The organism is Streptomyces sp. RKND-216 (assembly GCF_004795255.1).
Taxonomy (GTDB): domain Bacteria; phylum Actinomycetota; class Actinomycetes; order Streptomycetales; family Streptomycetaceae; genus Streptomyces; species Streptomyces hazeniae.
Map to the genome: position 1 here is coordinate 780,135 of NZ_SSBQ01000002.1, position 21,499 is coordinate 801,633.

Here is a 21,499-nt window from a genome sequence, read left to right on the forward strand (position 1 = left end):
CGCCCGGCGCGGCGGTCCGCCCCACCGACCCGGGCGCCGCCCGGCTGCCCACCGCCCCGGCGGACGGTTCGTTCGGCGGGTTCGTGGAGGCCGCGCGGCGGGAGGGCCGGCTGGTGGTCCAGCCGCGGATGGGCATGAGTTCTCCCACGGCCATGCGATCCGGTCTGCTGGCCACGCGGGACGCCCGCGCCTGCACCGTCGGCACCCTCACGGTGGACAGCTACACCCGCGTCGGCGCACTGCAGGCGGCACGCCAGGCCCTCGCCGACGGCGTCGGCCTGAACGGCTACCCCCTCGTGACGCACCCGCGGACGACGACGCGCGAGGTGCTGGACGGCGTCGAGGGGCCACGGTTCCCCGTACAGGTGCGGCACGGTTCGGCCTGCCCGCAGGACATCATGCGGGCCCTGGTGGCCGCGGGCCTGCACGCCACGGAAGGCGGACCGGTCTCCTACTGCCTGCCGTACAGCCGCACCCCGCTCCGCGAGGCCGTCACGAACTGGTCCCACGCCTGCGACCTGCTGCTGCACGCCCGCGACGGGGGCGTCGAGCCCCATCTGGAGACGTTCGGCGGCTGCATGATGGGCCAGCTCTGCCCCCCCAGCCTGCTCGTGGCCCTCAGCGTGCTCGAAGGATTGTTCTTCGCCCAGCACGGGGTGCGCAGCGTCTCCCTGAGCTACGCCCAGCAGACCCACCCCCAGCAGGACGAGGAGGCGCTGCGGGCGCTGGACCGGCTCGCCCGCACGCTCATCCCCGACGTCGAACGGCACCTCGTCCTCTACGCCTACATGGGAGTCTTCCCCCGCACCCCGGAGGGGGCCCGCGGACTGCTGGAGGACGCCGCCCGGCTGGCGGTCCGCACCGGGGCGGCACGGCTCATCGTGAAGACGACGGCGGAGGCCCACCGCATCCCGACGGTCGAGGAGAACGTGCGGGCCCTGGAGGCCGCAGACCGTGCCGCGGCGGACGAGGCGGCAGCTGTCCGGCCCGCCGCCTCCGCGCCCGACACCGGGATCCACGCGGAGGCCTCGGCGCTCGTCGGCGCGGTCCTCGACCTCTCCCCCGATCTCACGGTCGCACTCCCCCGGGCCTTCCAGCGCGGCTATCTGGACGTGCCCTACTGCCTCCACCCGGACAACGCCCAGCGCTCCCGCGGCAGCATCGACGCCGAGGGGCGGCTGCGCTGGGCGGCCATCGGCAGCATGCCCCTGGGCGGCCTGGTGGAGATCACCGAGGCGCCGCGGATGACTTCCGGGGACCTGCTGCGCGCACTGGCCCACGTCGAACAGCGCTACGACCGGCCGGTCCTCGACCGGAGCCCCACCCCACCCGCCGCGATCGCAGGGTCCGGCATCCCACCCCACCCCACGAAGGACGGTGAACGTCTTGCTTCGCACTCCTGACGCCACGAGGCACCAGGCCGGCCCGCTCCCGCAGCAGTCCGGGACCGCCACGGCCGATTCCGGACGGCCCCGGCTGCCCCAGGAACCCCCGGTGCACCTCACCGACCCGGTGACCCGGGCCGTGATCAGAATCCAGGGAACGATGCTGGCCACGGCCCGCGCGCACCTGCGCGAAGCCGGGTTCACCGAGCTCCTGCCGCCCGTCATCGGGCCGGTCACGGACCCCGGCGTGCGCGGCTCCAAGCAGGTCGACGTGGACTACTACGGCCACCGCTACAAGCTGATGAGCAGCGCCATCCTGTACAAGCAGGCGTCGCTGCTCGCGTTCGACAAGATCTTCTGCATCGCCCCCTGCGTGCGCCTCGAACCGCTGGAGACCAGCAACACCAGCCGTCACCTGGCCGAGTTCCACCAGATCGACGTCGAGATCGCCGGCGCCGACCGGGAGGCGGCCATGGGCGTCGGCGAGGGCCTCGTGCGGGCCGTGGTGCGGGGGGTGCTGGACGCGCACTCCGACGACCTGAAGGAGCTCGGCCGCGACGTCTCCGCTCTCGCACCCCTGCTCGACGGGGCGTTCGGCTCGATGAAGCACGCCGAGGCCGTCTCCGCGCTGCACGTGCTGGGCCACGCGCAGTCCGCCGACGCGGAGATCGACTGGGAGGGAGAGGCGCTGCTGTCGCGGCAGAGCGAGCAGCCGTTCTTCGTCACCGACTACCCCAAGGGCTCGCGCGGCTTCTACGACCGCGAGAGCCGCACCGAGCCGGGCGCGCTGCGCAACTTCGACATCCTCGCGCCCGAGGGCTACGGGGAGCTGTGCAGCGGCAGCGAACGCGAGCACGACTACGGGCGCATCGTGACCCGGATGCGCGAGACCGGGGAGAACCCGGCCAAGTACGAGTGGTACCTGCGGATGGCGCGCCAGGGCATCCCCGCGAGCGCCGGTTTCGGCATCGGGCTGGAGCGCTTCACCCGCTACGTCGCCGGGCTGGACTCGGTGTGGCAGGCGAGCGCGTTCCCCAAGGTGCCGGGAGAGGTGACGCCGTGAACAGCCCCACGCCCGCACCGGCCGGTCCCGTCGCGGAAGGCTTCCCCTCCGACGCCGTCCGCGACCGGGCCCGCCGGGGCACGGCCGCCGTTTTCCCGCCCCTCGACGCGTACGGTTCGACGCTGTTCGGCGCGGACCCGGCGCGTCCCGCGCTCTGGGCCGACCCCCTCGACGCGTTCCGGCTGGTGCCTCCGGTCTTCATGCCGCAACGACTGGAGAAGCTGGTGGACCTGGCCCGCGAGCCGGTCCACCACGACGTCGAACTGACCTCGGCCTTCGGGGGGTTCGCGTCCGCCGCACCGGTGTACCTGTCCGCGTTCGGCTCCACCCGGATCGCCGGCGGCGACCTGGGCCTGGCAGCGAGCCGCCAGGCGGGCCGCCTGGGCATCCCGATGGTCGTCGGGGAGAACATCGTCCCGGTGGAGGGCTACGGCCGCTCCGACGGCACCGGGGGCGAGGACGGGGAGAAGGCCGAGCGGATGCTGCTGGCCCGGCTCCACGCCTACCTCGGCGGCGTACCCGACGGCGTCGGGGGCGTCGTGGTGCAGCAGAGCACCGAGGACGCGGACGCCGAGGTCTGGAACCTGGTGCACAGCGACCCGGGCGCCGCGCCCCTGCTGGACACCGGCCGGCTCGCCTTCGAGCTGAAGGTCGGTCAGGGAGCCAAGCCCGGCCTCGGCGGGATGACGGTGCTGCCGCACGCCCAGGCGGCGCGGGTGTCCGGGCAGTACACCGTGGACGGCTCGCTGGACGCGGGCGGCGAGCGCCTGCTGCGCTGCAGCAGTCCGGGAACGTTCACCGACGAGATCCTGCGGCAGCAGATCCGACTGATGCGCAACAACTTCCCCCGGGTGAAGGTGTGGGTGAAGCTGCCGCCCGGCCGGGACGTCGGAGCAGCGGCCCGCGTGGCCTGGGAGAGCGGCGCGGACGCGGTCACCGTCGACGGCGCCGAGGGCGGCAGCGGATGGGCGCCCACTGCGTTCCTGGACCACGTCGGTCTCCCGCTCGGCGAGTGCCTGCGACGTGTGGGACGTCCCGAGCACGACCTGCTCGCCTCCGGACGGATGTGGGAGGGGACCCGCGCGGTCAAGGCGCTCGCGCTGGGTGCCCGTGCGGTGGGGCTGGGCCGGGCCGCGCTGGTCGCGGTCGCCGAGGACCCCGAGAACGGCCTGGTGCGCCTGGTCGAGGCGCTGGCGCTGGAACTGCGGCTGCTCGTCAGCGCCGTGGGCAAGTACCGGGTCGGCGATCTGGGTCCGGAGGATCTGTGGTCGCCCGGCGGAGACGGCGTACCGGTGGAGGCGCCCACGGCCCTCGTGCCGGGAGGGGCGCCGTGAAGTACCTGGCGACCGGGCGCGCGGCCGCCCCCGTCCGCGCGCGCGCCGGCGGACTCTTCACGGCCCGTTACCTGAGCTTCGTCTCCGCCATGGGGCTGTCGTCGCTGGGTGACGCGGCCTGGTACGTCACCCTCGCCTGGACCCTGACCGAGACGACCAGCCCGGGAAGGGCGGGAGCGGTCCTCGCTCTGGCTTCGCTGCCGCGGCTGCTCACCCTGCTGGGCGGCGGGGCGATCGCCGACTCCGCCGGACCGCGCCGCGTGATGTTCCGCGCGGACGTGGCCCGGGCCGGGGTGATGGCGCTCGCCGCAGGGGTCGTCGTCGTGACCGGCCCCGACGTGGTGGTCCTGGTGGTCGCGGCCGCGGCTCTCGCCCTGTTCAGCGCGTTCTTCGTGCCGGCCTCCGGCGCGTTCCGGGCACGGTTGCTGCCCCGGGAGCACCTGGTGCGGGGCAATGCCCTCTACCTCAGCGGACTGCGCGGTGGCCAGGCCCTGGGAGGGCCGCTGGGCGGTGGACTGCTGGCGCTGGGCGGCGTTCCCCTCGTCGCCGTGGTCAACGCCGCGACCTTCGGCCTGGCCGCCTTCGCCGTACGCAAGGCGCGCGGCCTGCCCGGCAGTACGGACGACCGGGCGCGGGCCCACGGGGACGCGACGGCGGATGCCGCGAAGGACACGTCCCCGCCCACCTCCCGTACCTTCCGCCAGCAGATCGCCGACGGGCTGCGGACGGTGTTCCGCCGCCCGCGGCTGCGGTCCGTGCTGCTGGTCATCGGCCTGGTGGAACTCAGCGCCGCCGGTCCCGTGAACGTCGGCGTCGTGCTGCTGGCCGGCACCTACGGTTCGGGGGCCGGGGGAGCCGGCCTGCTCCTCACCCTGTTCACCGTGGGGGCGACCGCCGGGTTTCTGCTGACGCTGGTGTGGCCGGCCCGCCGCCGGGCGGGACGGGTGGTGCTGCTGGGGAGCGTGATCCAGGCGTGCAGCCTGGCCACGCTGGCCACGGTGTCGTCACTGCACTGGGCCCTCGTGCCCTACTGCCTGATCGGGCTGGTCTCCGGCGTCGGAGGCATCGTCCTGGTGTCCCTCGTGCAGCGCTGGTCTCCCGAGTCGGCCCGGGGGCGGGTGATGTCCGTGCAGGCCCTCCTGGTCTTCGGCGCCGCCCCGCTCGGCAACCTGCTGATCGGTGTGCTGGCCGAAGGCTTCGGCATGCGGACGGCGTTGACGGCGCACGCGGCGCTCGCCGCCTGCGCGGCACTGACCCTTCTTCTGGTGCGACCGCTGCGGGAGGCCCGCCTTGACTGACTCCGACACCATAGGCACGCGGGCGGGACACGGGGCCTCCTGCCCGGGACCGGCGGCCCCGCCCGAGACACGTTCGGTCGCTGAACTGTCCGTCCTGCTGCGGACCCGGGGCCTGCGGAGCACGGAGCTCGTCGCACGCTGCCGGTCCCGGATCGCAGCGGTCGATCACCGCGTGAACGCGGTGCTGGCACTCGACCCGAGCGCCGACGAGCAGGCCCGGGAGTCCGACGCGCGCCACGCGGCGGGCCGGTCGCGGGGGCCGCTGGACGGCATCCCGGTCCTGCTGAAGGACACCATCGACACCGCCGGACTCGCCACCAGCGCCGGTTCCCGGCTGCTGCGCGACGCACCGCCCGTGGCGGACGCGCCGCTGGTGACGCGGCTCCGCGCGGCCGGAGCGATCGTCCTGGGCAAGACGAACCTGTCCGAGTGGGCCAACTTCCGTTCGACGAGCGGCAGTGAGGGCTGGTCGGCGATGGGGGGACAGACGGAGAACCCGCACGCCCCGGGCCACAGTCCGTGGGGCTCGTCGGCGGGTTCCGCCGCCGCCGTCGCGGCCGGGATGGTCCCGTTGGCATTCGGCACCGAGACGGACGGCTCCCTGGTGTGTCCGGCGGGCGCGTGCGGCGTCGCGGCGCTGAAGCCGGAACCGGGGGCACTGCCCCTGGAGGGGATCGTGCCGGTCTCCACCGTGCAGGACGCCGCGGGCCCGATGGCCGCACGGCTCGGCGACGTGGCGACCGCGCTCGCCGTGCTGGGCGGGCTGCCGGTCTCCACCGTGCCGGCTCCCGTGTCCCCGGCCGGTCTGCGTCTGGGGCGCTGGCGCGTGCGCCGCATGGAACCGGCCGCGGAGGCCGTCCTGGACCGCGCCGAGGAACGGCTGCGGGCGGCGGGCGTGTCGGTGGTGCCGGTGACGCTGGACCTGCCGGTGGAGATGCTCGTGGAAGGGCTCCGGGCGCTGTACGCCGAGTTCCGCCCCAGCCTGGAGGGCTATCTGCGCACCCGCCCCGGCGCGCCGCGGACGCTGGAGGATCTGATCGCCGGCAACCGTGCCGACGCCGCCGAACTGGCGCTGTTCGGCCAGGATCTCTTCGAGCAGGCCGCGGAGGTCACGCCGGAGCAGCGCGCGCTGGCACCCGGCCGTCGGCGTCGTGCGCGGGACCTGGCCCGGACCCTGCTCGACGACACGCGGCGACAGCACGGCGTCGACGCCCTCGTCGCGGCGACCAACGGACCCGCCTGGCCCGTCGACCACCGGGCCGGGGATCCCCGCGTGAAGTCCAGCTGCACGCCCGCCGCCCTGGCCGGCTACCCGAACGCCTCCGTGCCCGTGGGGTTCTCGGGTGGCCTGCCGATCGGCATGTCCGTGTTCGGTCCCGCGGACACCCTCTCTCTGCTGCCGGTGGCCCTCGCCGTCGAGTCCTGTTGCGCCGAGTGGCGGGTCGCCGCCGCCGACGGCTTCTGAAAAGCCGCGGAGACCATTCGGATCGGCAGGAATGCAGTCGCGGAACTGCCGGTGAGCTGCCCCCACTGCTGCCGTTCGACCTCCTTTCTTCTTTCTATTCTCGACGTGTCCGGATTCACCGAAGAAAAGGAACATCCGCCATGACGAATCCCTTCGAGAACGACGATGTGCAGTACCTCGTGCTGACGAATCACGAGAACCAGCATTCGCTGTGGCCCGCCGATCTGGAGGTTCCGGCCGGCTGGGAGACGCAGCACGGCCCCGATGAACGAAAGGCGTGCCTTTCCTACATCGACGAGAACTGGCGCGACATGCGCCCGGCCTCGCTGATCGCCGACATGGCCAAGTCGGGCTGACGTCCCGCCCTTTTCCCGAACCGGCACCGTCTGCCGGCCCCTTTCTGCTCGCTCACGTCATGGAGATGGTGACCGTGTCCTCGTCATCGGTCGAGAACCTTTCGCAGATGCCCCCGTCCGCCACCTGGTCGTGTGTGCACGAGGCTTTCGAGGCCACCGCTCATCGGTTTCCGGACCTGACCGCGCTGATCTGTGGTGAGCAGAGCTTGACCTACCGCGAGGTGGACGAGGCCGCCAACCGTCTGGCCCACCACCTGCGCGCCTGCGGGGTGTCCCGCGGGGACACCGTCGCCGTCCTCCTCGACCGCGACCTCCCCCTGGCCACCACCACCCTCGCCGTCCTCAAAACCGGCGCCGCCTACACCCTCCTCGACCCCGACTTCCCCACCACCCGCCTGACCACCATCACCCACCACTCCCACGCCACCCACCTCCTCACCACCACCAGCCACAACACCCAATGGCTGGACGACGCGACCCAGGTAGTCCTCCTGGACCGCGACGAGGCGACCATCACCACACAGCCGGCCACACCACCAGACATCCCCATCACGCCCGAAGACACCGCCTGCGTGATGTTCACCTCCGGCTCCACCGGCACCCCCAAAGGCGTCGCCACCCCCCACCAAGCGCTCACCACCACCCTCACCCACCAGCACTTCACCACCACCACACCCGGCGACACCTGGCTCCAGTGCTCCCCCATCCCCTGGGACGCCTACGCCCTCGAACTCTTCACCCCCCTCCTCCACGGCGCCACCTGCATCCTCCAACCCGGAACCCGCCCCGACCCCGACACCATCGCCAACCTCATCACCACCCACCAACCCACCCACCTCCACCTCTCCGCCAGCCTCTTCAACCACCTCCTCGACACCCACCCCCACCTCCTCAACCACACCCACCACACCCTCACCGGCGGCGAACCCCTCTCCGTCCCCCACATCACCAAAGCCCTCAACAACCACCCCCACCTCACCCTCACCAACGGCTACTCACCCGTCGAATCCACCATCTTCACCACCACCCACACCATCACCCCCGAGGACACCCAACGCCCCACCATCCCCATCGGCACCCCCCTCCCCACCAAAAACACCCTCCTCCTCGACCCCCACCTCAACCCCGTCCCACCCGGCACCATCGGCGAGATCTACATGACCGGCACCGGACTCGCCCACGGCTACACCCACCAACCCGCCCTCACCGCCGAACGCTTCACCGCCAACCCCCACGGCCACCCCGGCGAGCGCATGTACCGCACCGGCGACCTCGCCCGCCAACTCCCCAACGGCACCCTCGAATACCACGGCCGCACCGACCACCAAATCAAAATCCGCGGCTACCGCATCGAACCCACCGAAATACAAACCACACTCACCAACCACCCCCACATCCGCCACACCGCAGTCCTCCCCCACCAACCCACCCCCGGCAACACCCAACTCGTCGCCTACATCGTCCCCGAAAGCGGAGTCGAGATCACGCCGGGCGAGCTGCGGCGCTACGTTTCCGGCCGGCTGCCGGAATACATGGTGCCGAGCACCTATGTCTTCCTCGACGCGCTGCCGCTGACCCCCAACGGCAAACTCGACCGCGCCGCCCTCCCCACACCCGACTTCCGCTCGACGGCTACCGAAGGCCGTGCCCCCGAAACGCCACTGGAACGACGGCTCTGCACGCTGTATGCCGAAATCCTGGACCTGGCGGAGGTGGGCGCCGACGCCGATTTCCTCCAGCTCGGCGGACACAGCCTGCTCGCCGCGCGTCTCGTCGCCCGCATACGCTCCGTACTCGACGCCGAGATCGGGGTCGGGGACGTCCTCCGGTCCCCCACCGTGGCAGAACTCGCGTCCGTGGTGGCCGGCGCCCCGAGCGCGCGCCCGGCACTGACCGCGGGACCGCGTCCCCAGCACGTCCCCCCTGCTCACGCGCAGCGGCGCATCTGGCTCCTGGACCAGGCGGCAGGCCCGTCTTCGCTCTACAACGTGCCGTTCACCGTGCGGCTGCACGGTGAACCGGACCAGGGGTGCCTGCGGGACGCCCTGCTGGACGTGATCACCCGTCACGAAGCGCTGCGGACCGTCTTCCCCGCCCCCGACGGCGAACCCCACCAGCACCTCCTCGAGTCCCGTGACGTCACGCTGCGCTGGGGTGTCTCCCGGGTCGCGCCCGAGGACGTGGACGGGGCGGTCCGTGCGGAGGCGGCCCGCCCGTTCGACCTGGCGGAGGAGAGTCCTTTCCGCGCCCGGCTGTTCTCCACCGGCGACGGTGCGCACGTGCTGCTGCTGGTGCTGCACCACATCGCCGGCGACGGCTGGTCCGTCGGCCCCCTCCTGCGCGACCTGAGTGCCGCCTACACCGCGCGCACCCGCGGCCACGCACCCGACTGGGACGAACTCCCCATCCAGTACGCCGACTACACCCTGTGGCAGCACGAACTCCTCGGCGACCCCGACGATCCCGGCAGCCTCCTCGCCACCCAGCTCGAGCACTGGCGCCACACCCTCACCGGCCTCCCGGAAGAACTCACCCTGCCGGTGCCGGGACGGCGTTCGGACGACAGCGCCCGCGCCGGTGCGGCACTGCCGCTGCACCTCCCGGCCGAGCTGCACGCCCGTGTGGTGGAACTGGCGCGGGAGACCGGCACCACCGTCTTCATGGTCCTCCACGCAGCCCTGGCCGCCACCCTCACCCGCCTCGGCGCCGGCACCGACATCCCCCTCGGCACCCCCGTCGCCGGACGCACCGACCAAGCCCTGGAACACCTGGTGGGCTTCTTCGTCAACACCCTCGTCCTCCGCACCGACACCAGCGGCAACCCCACCTTCCGCACCCTCCTGCACCGCGTACGCGACACCGACCTGGCCGCCTACGCCCACCAGGACCTCCCCTTCGAAACCCTCGTCGAAGACCTCAACCCGGCCCGCGCCGCCGGACGCAACCCGCTGTTCCAGACCATGCTCGTCCTCCAGAACAACGCCACCGGCACGCTCCGGATGGCCGGAGTGGAGGCGGAGGCGCCTCAGGTCCTGGCACTCGACTCGGCGAAGTTCGACATCACCGTCGACGTGACGGAACAGCACGACGACGGCGAACCGGCGGGGCTGACCGGCACGCTCACAACCGCCACCGACCTCTTCGACCGCCGGGCCGCCGAGGACTTCGCCGAGCGCTGGACGCGGCTGATCGAGGCAATGACCACGGACCCCGGTGCGACGATCGGCGACGTCGACATGCTGACGGCCGCGGAACGGGAGGCGCTGCGAAGCGAGCGGCAGGCGGTGCGTCGGGGGCCCGTGACGGGGACCGTGCAGGAGACCTTCGCATCCGCCGCCGACCGCCACCCCGACGCCACCGCACTCGTCTGCGAGCAGGAGCGTCTGACCTACCGCGAACTGGACCAGGCCGCCAACCGCCTCGCCCACCACCTCCGCTCCAGTGGGGTGACCCGCGGCGACACCGTGGCGATCCTTCTCCAGCGCGACGCCGGGCTGGTCGTGGCCCTGCTCGCCGTCCTGAAGGCCGGGGCGGGCTACACGCTGCTCGACCCTCACTTCCCCGCGGCGCGACTTCGTGCCGTCACCGACCAGGCGGACGTCAGCCATGTACTGAGCACCACCGCTCACGACGCGGGCTGGCGGAACGACGCGACGCAGCTCGTCCTGCTCGACCGGGACGCGGCCGCGATCGGCAACCTGCCGGCCACACCGCCGGCGCTCACGGTCTCGTCCGAGGACACCGCCTGCGTGATGTTCACCTCGGGCTCCACCGGTACCCCCAAGGGCGTCGTCACCCCCCACCGCGCACTGGTCGGCACGGTCCTCGGCCAGAGCTACGCGGACTTCGGTGCCGGGGAGACGTGGCTCCAGTGCTCGCCGATCTCGTGGGACGCCTTCGCACTCGAGCTGTTCGGGCCGCTGTTCCACGGGGGGACGTGCGTCCTCCACCCGGGGAACCGGGTCGACCCCGCCAAGGTGGCCGCACTGATCCGGCAGCACCGGGTCACCACCGCCTACCTGTCCAGCGGTCTGTTCAGCCACCTGCTGGACAACCATCCCGCAGCCTTCGAGGGTGTACGGGTCCTGATGTCCGGCGGTGAACGCCTCTCGCCGCCGCACTTCGCCCGTGCGCTGCGGGAGTATCCGGGGACCCGGTTCGTGAACGGCTACGGCCCGGTCGAGGCCGCCGTCTTCGCCACCGCGCACGCCATCTCACCGCAGGACCCGGCGTCCGGCTCGATCCCGGTGGGGAGGGCCCTGGCGGGCAAGCCCGTCCATGTCCTCGACGCACGGCTCCGGGAGGTGCCGCCCGGCGTTCTCGGTGAGGTGTACGTGGCGGGCCTCGGCCTCGCCCACGGGTACGCCGGCCTGCCCGGCCCGACCGCCGAGTGCTTCGTGGCGGACCCATACGGCCCTCCGGGCAGCGTGATGTACCGGACCGGGGACCTCGCGCGCCGCCGGGCCGACGGCACGATCGAGCATCACGGCCGCGCCGACGACCAGCTGAAGATCCGCGGTTTCCGCATCGATCCCGCAGAGGTGGCAGGCGCCCTCGCCGGTCATCCGGACGTGCGGCAGGCCGTGGTCACGCCCTACACGTCGGAGGCGACCGGCTCAGTGCAGCTCGTCGCCCATGTCGTCGGCCGCCGGGGCTCCGCCCCGGTCGACACCGCAGCGCTGCGCCGGTACGCCGAAGAGCACCTGCCGCCGCACCTGCTGCCCGCGAGCTACGTGCCGCTCGACGCGCTGCCGCTGACAGCCTCGGGCAAGGTCGACCGCCGTGCCCTGCCGGAGCCGGAGCGGGCGAGTGCATCCCAGGGCCCACAGCCGGCGACTCCGCGGGAACGTGCCCTGTGCGCGCTGTTCTGCGAGGTACTCGGCCTGGACACGGTAAGCGTGCGGGACGACTTCTTCCACCTGGGCGGCCACAGCCTGCTGGCGGCGCGGCTGAGCAGCCGCGTCCGGGCGACGATGGGGGTGGAGACCGGAGTCGCCGACGTGTTCCGCTTCCCCACGGTCTCGGCCCTGGCGGCACGTCTGGAGACGGCCGAGCGGGCGAAGCCGCCGCTCTCCCGGTACGCGCGCCCCGACGCACTGCCGCTGTCGTCGGCCCAGCAGCGGCTGTGGTTCCTCGAGGAGGCGCAGGGGCCGAACGCCTCCTACCACGTCCCGTTCCTGCTCCACCTGCGCGGTGAACCGGACGTGAGCGCCCTGCGCGAAGCGGTACGGGACGTGGTGCGCCGTCACGAGGCGCTGCGCACCGTCTATCCCGTCACGAACGGCGTACCGCGGCAGCACATCGTGCCGGTGTCGGCCGCCCGCGACCTGTGGCAGCAGCGGGAATGCGGCGAGCAGGAAGCGGATGCGCTGATCCAGGAGGCGACGGTTCTCCCCTTCGACCTGTCGTCGGAGGTTCCCTTCCGTGCCCGGCTGTTCCGTTCGGCTCCGGACGAGCATGTGCTGCTGCTGGTGCTGCACCACATCGCCGGTGACGGCTGGTCCGTCGGCCCCCTCCTGCGCGACCTGGGCACCGCCTACACCGCCCGCAGCAACGGCCGGTCACCCGACTGGGACAAACTCCCCGTCCAGTACGCCGACTACACCCTCTGGCAGCGAGAACTCCTCGGCGACCCCGACAACCCCGGCAGCCTCCTCGCCACCCAGCTCGACCACTGGCGCCACACCCTGGCCGGCCTGCCCGAAGAACTCACCCTGCCCACCGACCGGCCACGCCCCGCACAGCCCAGCGGCCACGGCGCCGACGCCCCCCTGACCCTGGACGCCGCCACCCACGCCCGTGTGGTGGAGCTCGCGCGGGAGACCGGCACCACCGTCTTCATGGTCCTCCACGCCGCACTCGCCGCCACCCTCACCCGCCTCGGCGCCGGCACCGACATCCCCCTCGGCACCCCCGTCGCCGGACGCACCGACCAAGCCCTCGACCACCTCATCGGCTTCTTCGTCAACACCCTCGTCCTGCGCACCGACACCAGCGGCAACCCCACCTTCCGCACCCTCCTGCACCGCGTACGCAACACCGACCTCACCGCCTACGCCCACCAGGACCTCCCCTTCGAAACCCTCGTCGAAGACCTCAACCCGACCCGCACCCTCACCCACCACCCCCTCTTCCAGGTGATGCTGGCGCTGCAGGACGAAGAGGCGCCCCCTGCTCTGCCGGGCCTGGAGGTCTCGGTCGAGCACCCGTCCCGGGGGACGGCGAAGTTCGATCTGACGGTGGCGGTCACCGAGCACACCGACGCCGACGGGTGCCCGGCAGGGCTGTCCGGTCACGCCGAATACGCCACCGACCTCTACGACCACACCACCGTCGAAAAGCTCCTGGACCGCCTCACCCGGCTCCTCACCACCGCCACCACCCACCCCGACGACCCGATCGGCACCATCAACCTCCTCACCCCCGAGGAACACACCACCTGGCACGCAAGGGCAACCCGCACCACCGCGACCACCGGGCCCCTCACCCTCACCCACGCCTTCCAGACCACCGCTGATCGGTTTCCGGACCTGACCGCGCTCGTGTGCGGGGAGCAGAGCTTGACCTACCGCGAGGTGGACGAGGCCGCCAACCGTCTGGCCCACCACCTGCGCGCCTGCGGGGTGTCCCGCGGGGACACCGTCGCCGTCCTCCTCGACCGCGACCTCCCCCTGGCCACCACCACCCTCGCCGTCCTCAAAACCGGCGCCGCCTACACCCTCCTCGACCCCGACTTCCCCACCACCCGCCTGACCACCATCACCCACCACTCCCACGCCACCCACCTCCTCACCACCACCAGCCACAACACCCAATGGCTGGACGACGCGACCCAGGTAGTCCTCCTGGACCGCGACGAGGCGACCATCGCCGCCCAGCCGGCCACACCACCAGACATCCCCATCACGCCCGAAGACACCGCCTGCGTGATGTTCACCTCCGGCTCCACCGGCACCCCCAAAGGCGTCGCCACCCCCCACCAAGCGCTCACCACCACCCTCACCCACCAGCACTTCACCACCACCACACCCGGCGACACCTGGCTCCAGTGCTCCCCCATCCCCTGGGACGCCTACGCCCTCGAACTCTTCACCCCCCTCCTCCACGGCGCCACCTGCATCCTCCAACCCGGAACCCGCCCCGACCCCGACACCATCGCCAACCTCATCACCACCCACCAACCCACCCACCTCCACCTCTCCGCCAGCCTCTTCAACCACCTCCTCGACACCCACCCCCACCTCCTCAACCACACCCACCACACCCTCACCGGCGGCGAACCCCTCTCCGTCCCCCACATCACCAAAGCCCTCAACAACCACCCCCACCTCACCCTCACCAACGGCTACTCACCCGTCGAATCCACCATCTTCACCACCACCCACACCATCACGTCCGAGGACACCCAACGCCCCACCATCCCCATCGGCACCCCCCTCCCCACCAAAAACACCCTCCTCCTCGACCCCCACCTCAACCCCGTCCCACCCGGCACCATCGGCGAGATCTACATGACCGGCACCGGACTCGCCCACGGCTACACCCATCAACCCGCCCTCACCGCCGAACGCTTCACCGCCAACCCCCACGGCCACCCCGGCGAGCGCATGTACCGCACCGGCGACCTCGCCCGCCAACTCCCCAACGGCACCCTCGAATACCACGGCCGCACCGACCACCAAATCAAAATCCGCGGCTACCGCATCGAACCCACCGAAATACAAACCACACTGTCCGGATACCCCTCCGTCCAGCAGGCCGCAGTCCTCCCCCGCGACGACCACAACGGCACCACCCGACTCGTCGCCTACGTGGTGGCGGAGGAGGGGACGACGTCCGCCACGCTGCGTTCCCGGCTGGCTGAACGGCTGCCGGAATACATGGTGCCGAGCGCCTACGTGTTCCTCGACGCGCTGCCGCTGACGCCCAACGGCAAACTCGACCGCGCCGCCCTCCCCACACCCCAGCAGCCCGCCACCACCACCGGCCGCCCACCCCGCACCCCCCGCGAAGAGATCCTCTGCACCCTCTTCGCCGACGTCCTCGGCCTCGACACCGTCGGCGCCGACGACAACTTCTTCCACCTCGGCGGACACAGCCTGCTCGCCGCCCGGCTGATCAGCCGCATCCGCGCGACGCTCGGCGTCGAGGCCGGCATCCGCGACCTCTTCGGTGCTCCGACCGTCGAGGGCCTGGCCGGCCGGTTGTCGGATACGCAGGAGGCGCGGACTCCGTTGCATCCGGCGTGTCGTCCACCGCGCATTCCGTTGTCGCACGCGCAGCAGCGGCTGTGGTTCCTGGACGCGACCGAGGGCGGCGACGCCGCCTACCAGGTGCCGTGGACCGTTCACCTGCGCGGACCGCTCGACGCGGACCGCTTGCGGCGTGCGGCGAAGGACGTCGTGGCCCGTCACGAGGTGCTGCGGACCGTCTTCCCCGCCCCCGACGGCGAACCCCACCAGCACATCCTGCCGTCGGACGACTTCCACCTGTCGTGGTCCGTCGTGGACTGCGCCGAGGATGAGGTCGCCGCAGCCGTGGAGGCGGAGTCCGCCCGGCTGTTCGACCTCGAGAGGGACGTCCCGCTCCGGGCACACCTGCTGCGGGTGTCCGCGCAGGAGCACGTGCTGCTGCTGGTGATGCACCACATCGTGAGCGACGGCTGGTCGATGCCCGTGCTGCTACGCGACCTGAGTGCCACCTACAGCGCCCGCAGCGACGGCGAGGCACCCGGGTGGGAGGAACTCCCCGTCCAGTACGCCGACTACACCCTGTGGCAGCGAGAACTCCTCGGCGACCCCGACGACCCGGGCAGCCTCCTCGCCACCCAGCTCGACCACTGGCGCCACACTCTCGCCGGCCTGCCAGACCGGATAGAGCTGCCGGCGGACCGGACGGCCACCGCGGAGGCGGACCGGACCGGAGGGCTGCACCGGTTCCAGCTGGACGCCGCCACCCACGCCCGCGTGGTGGAGCTCGCGCGGGAGACCGGCACCACCGTCTTCATGGTCCTCCACGCCGCACTCGCCGCCACCCTCACCCGCCTCGGCGCCGGCACCGACATCCCCCTCGGCACCCCCGTCGCCGGACGCACCGACCAAGCCCTCGACCACCTCATCGGCTTCTTCGTCAACACCCTCGTCCTCCGCACCGACACCAGCGGCAACCCCACCTTCCGCACCCTCCTGCACCGCGTACGCAACACCGACCTCACCGCCTACGCCCACCAGGACCTCCCCTTCGAAACCCTCGTCGAAGACCTCAACCCGACCCGCACCCTCACCCACCACCCCCTCTTCCAGACCATGCTCGTCCTCCAGAACAACGCCACCACCGACATCGACCTTCCAGGACTGGACGCCGACTCCACACCCGTGCCCGTCTCCACCGCGAAGTTCGACCTGTCCTTCCTGCTGACCGAGACCCGTGGCGAGGACGGCTCGCCGGGCGGGGTCGACGGAGTGCTGGAGTACGCCACCGCGCTGTTCGACGCGGAGACCGTGGACCGCACGGCTCAGCGGTTCGTCCGCCTTCTCACGCAGGTGGTCGCCGACCCGGATCTGCGGGTGGGGTCCGTCGCCGTCCTGGAGGAGGCGGAGCACCGCGTGCTGCTGTCCGAGGCCGCGGGGGCGGCGACCCCGTACCCCGCGGACCGCTGCCTGCACGAACTGTTCGAGGAGCGGGCGGCCGCCGCCCCGGACGCGCCGGTGCTGTTCTTCGCGGACCGCACGGTGACCTTCGGGGACCTGGATGCGTCCGCGAACCGGCTCGCCCGGCTGCTTCTCCGACGAGGGGTGCGGCGCGGCGACCGCGTCGGGGTGCTGCTGCCGAGAGGCCCGGAGTTCGTCACTGCCCTCCTGGCCGCCCTGAAGGCCGGGGCGGCCTACGTGCCGCTCGACCCGGAGCACCCGGCCGAGCGCACCCGCACCGTGCTGTCGGAGGCCGGTGTCCGTGCCGTCGTCTCCGACGAGGCGCTGAGCACACGCATTCCCGAGGGCCCAGACGTGGTCCGTGTCGACCGGGACGTGGAGGCGCTGCACGCGGAGGACTGCCGGAAGCCCGCCGTGACGGTCTCGGCCGACGACGTGGCGTGCGTGCTCTACACCTCGGGATCGACGGGCCGGCCCAAGGGTGTGGCGACACCCCACCGGGCCACGGTCCGCACCTTCTTCGGGCAGGACTACGTGGCCTTCGGCCCGGGCGAGGTGTCCCTGCAGTGCGCCCCGGTGTCGTGGGACGGACTCACCCTCGAACTGTGGCCGTCGCTGCTGCACGGCGGGGCGTGCGTGCTCGCACCGGGACAGACGCCGGAACCGCTGTCGATCGCGGACCTCGTGCGGAGGCACGCGGTCACCACGATGTGGCTGTCCGCCGGTTTGTTCGCCGTGATGGCGGACGACCACCCGGAGGTCTTCGACACGCTGCGCCAGGTAATGACCGGCGGCGAGGCCCCCTCGGTCGCCCACGTCCACGCGGTGCGACGCAGGCATGCCGGGCTGCGGCTGGTGCACGGCTACGGGCCGGTGGAGAGCATGGTGTTCGCCACCACGCACCCGGTGTCGCCCGCCGACGCCGATCGGGCGGTGCTGCCCATCGGACGGCCCCTCGCCAACACCCAGGTCCACCTGCTCGACGAGGCCGGGGCACCCGTGCCGCACGGCGTCGTGGGCGAACTGTACGTGGCGGGTGACGGCCTGGCGCACGGCTATCTCCGGCGCCCCGCGGCGACCGCGGAGCGGTTCGTCGCCTGCCCCTTCGGGCCGCCCGGGGCACGGATGTACCGCACCGGGGACCTCGCACGGCGCAGGGCCGACGGCGAGCTCGAGTTCGTCGGCCGGGCAGACGACCAGGTCAAGATCCGCGGGTTCCGGGTCGAGCTCGGCGAGGTGGAAGCCACCGTGGCGGCTCACCCGGACGTCGAGAAGGCGCTCGTGACCGTGCGGGAGGACCAGGCCGGTCAGCGTCACCTCGTCGCCTACCTGGTGGGGTCGGCCGATGTCGCGGAACTGCACGCCCACGCGCGGGCGAAACTTCCGGACTCCATGGTGCCGTCGGTGTTCGTTCCGCTGGAGGCGCTGCCGCTGACCCCGAACGGCAAAGTGGACCGTCGCGCCCTGCCGGAGCCCGAGTTCCGCGGGAGTGCTCCGTACCGGGCACCTCGGACCGCGCACCAGGAGATTCTCTGCGGCGTGTTCGCCGAGCTGCTCGGCCGGGACGTCGTGGGCGTCGACGACGACTTCTTCCGGATCGGCGGCCACTCGCTGCTGGCCGCACGCCTGTCGGCGCGGGTCCGGGGGGTCCTCGGTGTGGAGCTGTCGATCCGCGACGTGTTCCGTTGCCCCACGGTGGCGGGTCTCGCCGGACTGATCGGGTCGGCGGAGGCCGCCCGGCCGGCGTTGCAGCGGGTCGAACGGCCGACGGCACTGCCGGCGTCACCCGCTCAGCGACGTCTGTGGTTCCTCGACCTCACCCGGATCACCGGCTCCGCCTACCACGTGGCGCACACGTTGCGGCTGGCGGGAGACCTGGACCGGGTCGCACTGGCGGCGGCCCTGACCGACCTGGTGGGCCGTCACGAGGCGCTGCGCACGGTGTTCTCCGAGGAGGACGGGCTCGTGCACCAGCACGTGCTGCCTGGTCCCGACACGGTGGAGCTCCCCTTCGGCACGCCGGACGCCGAGGACGTGGACGGGGCGGTCCGCACAGAGGCGGCGCGTCCGTTCGACCTGTCGTCGGAGGTTCCTTTCCGTGCCCGGCTGTTCCGTTCGGCTCCGGACGAGCATGTGCTGCTGCTGGTGCTGCACCACATCGCCGGTGACGGCTGGTCCGTCGGCCCTCTCCTGCGCGACCTGGGCACCGCCTACACCGCCCGCCGCGAGGGCCGGTCACCCGACTGGGACGAACTCCCCGTCCAGTACGCCGACTACACCCTCTGGCAGCGAGAACTCCTCGGCGACCCCGACGACCCCGCCGGCCTCCTCGCCACCCAGCTCGACCACTGGCGCCACACCCTGGCCGGCCTGCCCGAAGAACTCACCCTGCCCACCGACCGGCCACGCCCCGCACAGCCCAGCGGCCACGGCGCCGACGCCCCCCTGACCCTGGACGCCGCCACCCACGCCCGTGTGGTGGAGCTCGCGCGGGAGACCGGCACCACCGTCTTCATGGTCCTCCACGCAGCCCTCGCCGCCACCCTCACCCGCCTCGGCGCCGGCACCGACATCCCCCTCGGCACCCCCGTCGCCGGACGCACCGACCAAGCCCTCGACCACCTCATCGGCTTCTTCGTCAACACCCTCGTCCTGCGCACCGACACCAGCGGCAACCCCACCTTCCGCACCCTCCTGCACCGCGTACGCAACACCGACCTCACCGCCTACGCCCACCAGGACCTCCCCTTCGAAACCCTCGTCGAAGACCTCAACCCGACCCGCACCCTCACCCACCACCCCCTCTTCCAGACCATGCTCGTCCTCCAGAACAACGCCACCACCGACATCGACCTTCCAGGACTGGACGCAGAGCTGGCTCCGGTGGCGAACACGGAGGCGAAGTTCGATCTGACGGTGGCGGTGACCGAGCACACCGACGCCGACGGGCACCCGGCAGGTCTGACCGGTCACGCCGAATACGCCACCGACCTCTACGACCACACCACCATCGAAAAGCTTCTGGACCGCCTCACCCGGCTCCTCACCACCGCCACCACCCACCCCGACAACCCGATCGGCACCATCAACCTCCTCACCCCCGAGGAACACACCACCTGGCACGCAAGGGCAACCCGCACCACCGCGACCACCGGGCCCCTCACCCTCACCCACGCCTTCCAGGCCACCGCTGATCGGTTTCCGGACCTGACCGCGCTGATCTGTGGTGAGCAGAGCTTGACCTACCGCGAGGTGGACGAGGCCGCCAACCGTCTGGCCCACCACCTGCGCGCCTGCGGGGTGTCCCGCGGGGACACCGTCGCCGTCCTCCTCGACCGCGACCTCCCCCTGGCCACCACCACCCTCGCCGTCCTCAAAACCGGCGCCGCCTACACCCTCCTCGACCCCGACTTCCCCACCACCCGCCTGACCACCATCACCCACCACTCCCACGCCACCCACCTCATCACCACCACCAGCCACAACACCCAATGGCTGGACGACGCGACCCAGGTAGTCCTCCTGGACCGCGACGAGGCGACCATCACCACACAGCCGGCCACACCACCGGACGTGGCGATCACACCGGAAGACACCGCCTGCGTGATGTTCACCTCCGGCTCCACCGGCACCCCCAAAGGCGTCGCCACCCCCCACCAAGCGCTCACCACCACCCTCACCCACCAGCACTTCACCACCACCACACCCGGCGACACCTGGCTCCAGTGCTCCCCCATCCCCTGGGACGCCTACGCCCTCGAACTCTTCACCCCCCTCCTCCACGGCGCCACCTGCATCCTCCAACCCGGAACCCGCCCCGACCCCGACACCATCGCCAACCTCATCACCACCCACCAACCCACCCACCTCCACCTCTCCGCCAGCCTCTTCAACCACCTCCTCGACACCCACCCCCACCTCCTCAACCACACCCACCACACCCTCACCGGCGGCGAACCCCTCTCCGTCCCCCACATCACCAAAGCCCTCAACAACCACCCCCACCTCACCCTCACCAACGGCTACTCACCCGTCGAATCCACCATCTTCACCACCACCCACACCATCACCCCCGAGGACACCCAACGCCCCACCATCCCCATCGGCACCCCCCTCCCCACCAAAAACACCCTCCTCCTCGACCCCCACCTCAACCCCGTCCCACCCGGCACCATCGGCGAGATCTACATGACCGGCACCGGACTCGCCCACGGCTACACCCACCAACCCGCCCTCACCGCCGAACGCTTCACCGCCAACCCCCACGGCCACCCCGGCGAGCGCATGTACCGCACCGGCGACCTCGCCCGCCAACTCCCCAACGGCACCCTCGAATACCACGGCCGCACCGACCACCAAATCAAAATCCGCGGCTACCGCATCGAACCCACCGAAATACAAACCACACTCACCAACCACCCCCACATCCGCCACACCGCAGTCCTCCCCCACCAACCCACCCCCGGCAACACCCAACTCGTCGCCTACATCGTCCCCGAGAAGGGAGCGAGCCTGGCGGTCTCCGACCTGCACCGTCACGCCGACGAGCAGCTCCCCGAGCACCTGCGTCCCCGCACCTACGTGTTCCTCGACGCGCTACCGCTGACCCCCAACGGCAAACTCGACCGCGCCGCCCTCCCCACACCCCAGCAGCCCGCCACCACCACCGGCCGCCCGCCCCGCACCCCCCGCGAAGAGATCCTCTGCACCCTCTTCGCCGACGTCCTCGGCCTCGACACCGTCGGCGCCGACGACAACTTCTTCCACCTCGGCGGACACAGCCTGCTGGGAGTCCGGCTCATCAGCCGCATCCGCTCGGCCTGCCGGGCCGAGTTGTCCATCACGTCCCTGTTCGAAGCCCCCACTCCGGCCGCGCTCGCGCTGCGCACGGAGAACGCGGCGAAGGCCCGGCCGGCGCTGCGCCGGCGGGCCCGGTCCTGAGGAGCGT

General features: G+C 71.8%; 7 protein-coding genes. All 7 read left to right on the plus strand.

Annotated features, from left to right (window positions below; all coding sequences use genetic code 11):
• Positions 1 to 83: 83 nt before the first annotated feature.
• Positions 84 to 1,403 (plus strand): methylaspartate mutase, encoded by a 1,320-nt coding sequence (locus E4198_RS03680; RefSeq protein ID WP_247597852.1) that lies wholly within the window; start codon positions 84 to 86, stop codon positions 1,401 to 1,403.
• Between the two features lie 91 nt (positions 1,404 to 1,494).
• Complete coding sequence (locus tag E4198_RS03685; RefSeq protein WP_247597544.1) at positions 1,495 to 2,448, plus strand: asparagine synthetase A; 954 nt, start codon at positions 1,495 to 1,497, stop codon at positions 2,446 to 2,448.
• A complete protein-coding gene (locus E4198_RS03690) occupies positions 2,445 to 3,782 on the plus strand; it encodes a glutamate synthase-related protein (RefSeq protein ID WP_136181877.1) in 1,338 nt (445 codons plus the stop codon). Before E4198_RS03685 ends, E4198_RS03690 begins: the two co-directional genes overlap by 4 nt.
• On the plus strand, positions 3,779 to 5,080 hold the full coding sequence (locus tag E4198_RS03695; RefSeq protein ID WP_247597545.1) for an MFS transporter: 1,302 nt from the start codon (positions 3,779 to 3,781) through the stop codon (positions 5,078 to 5,080). The genes E4198_RS03690 and E4198_RS03695 overlap by 4 nt, the downstream gene beginning before the upstream one ends.
• Positions 5,073 to 6,545: an amidase family protein gene (locus E4198_RS03700; RefSeq protein ID WP_281727956.1), complete on the plus strand. Its 1,473-nt coding sequence runs from the start codon at positions 5,073 to 5,075 to the stop codon at positions 6,543 to 6,545. Before E4198_RS03695 ends, E4198_RS03700 begins: the two co-directional genes overlap by 8 nt.
• Positions 6,546 to 6,685: 140 nt before the next feature.
• On the plus strand, positions 6,686 to 6,901 hold the full coding sequence (locus tag E4198_RS03705; RefSeq protein ID WP_136181878.1) for an MbtH family protein: 216 nt from the start codon (positions 6,686 to 6,688) through the stop codon (positions 6,899 to 6,901).
• A gap of 74 nt (positions 6,902 to 6,975) precedes the next feature.
• On the plus strand, positions 6,976 to 21,492 hold the full coding sequence (locus E4198_RS03710; protein WP_168711360.1) for a non-ribosomal peptide synthetase: 14,517 nt from the start codon (positions 6,976 to 6,978) through the stop codon (positions 21,490 to 21,492).
• Positions 21,493 to 21,499 lie beyond the last annotated feature (7 nt).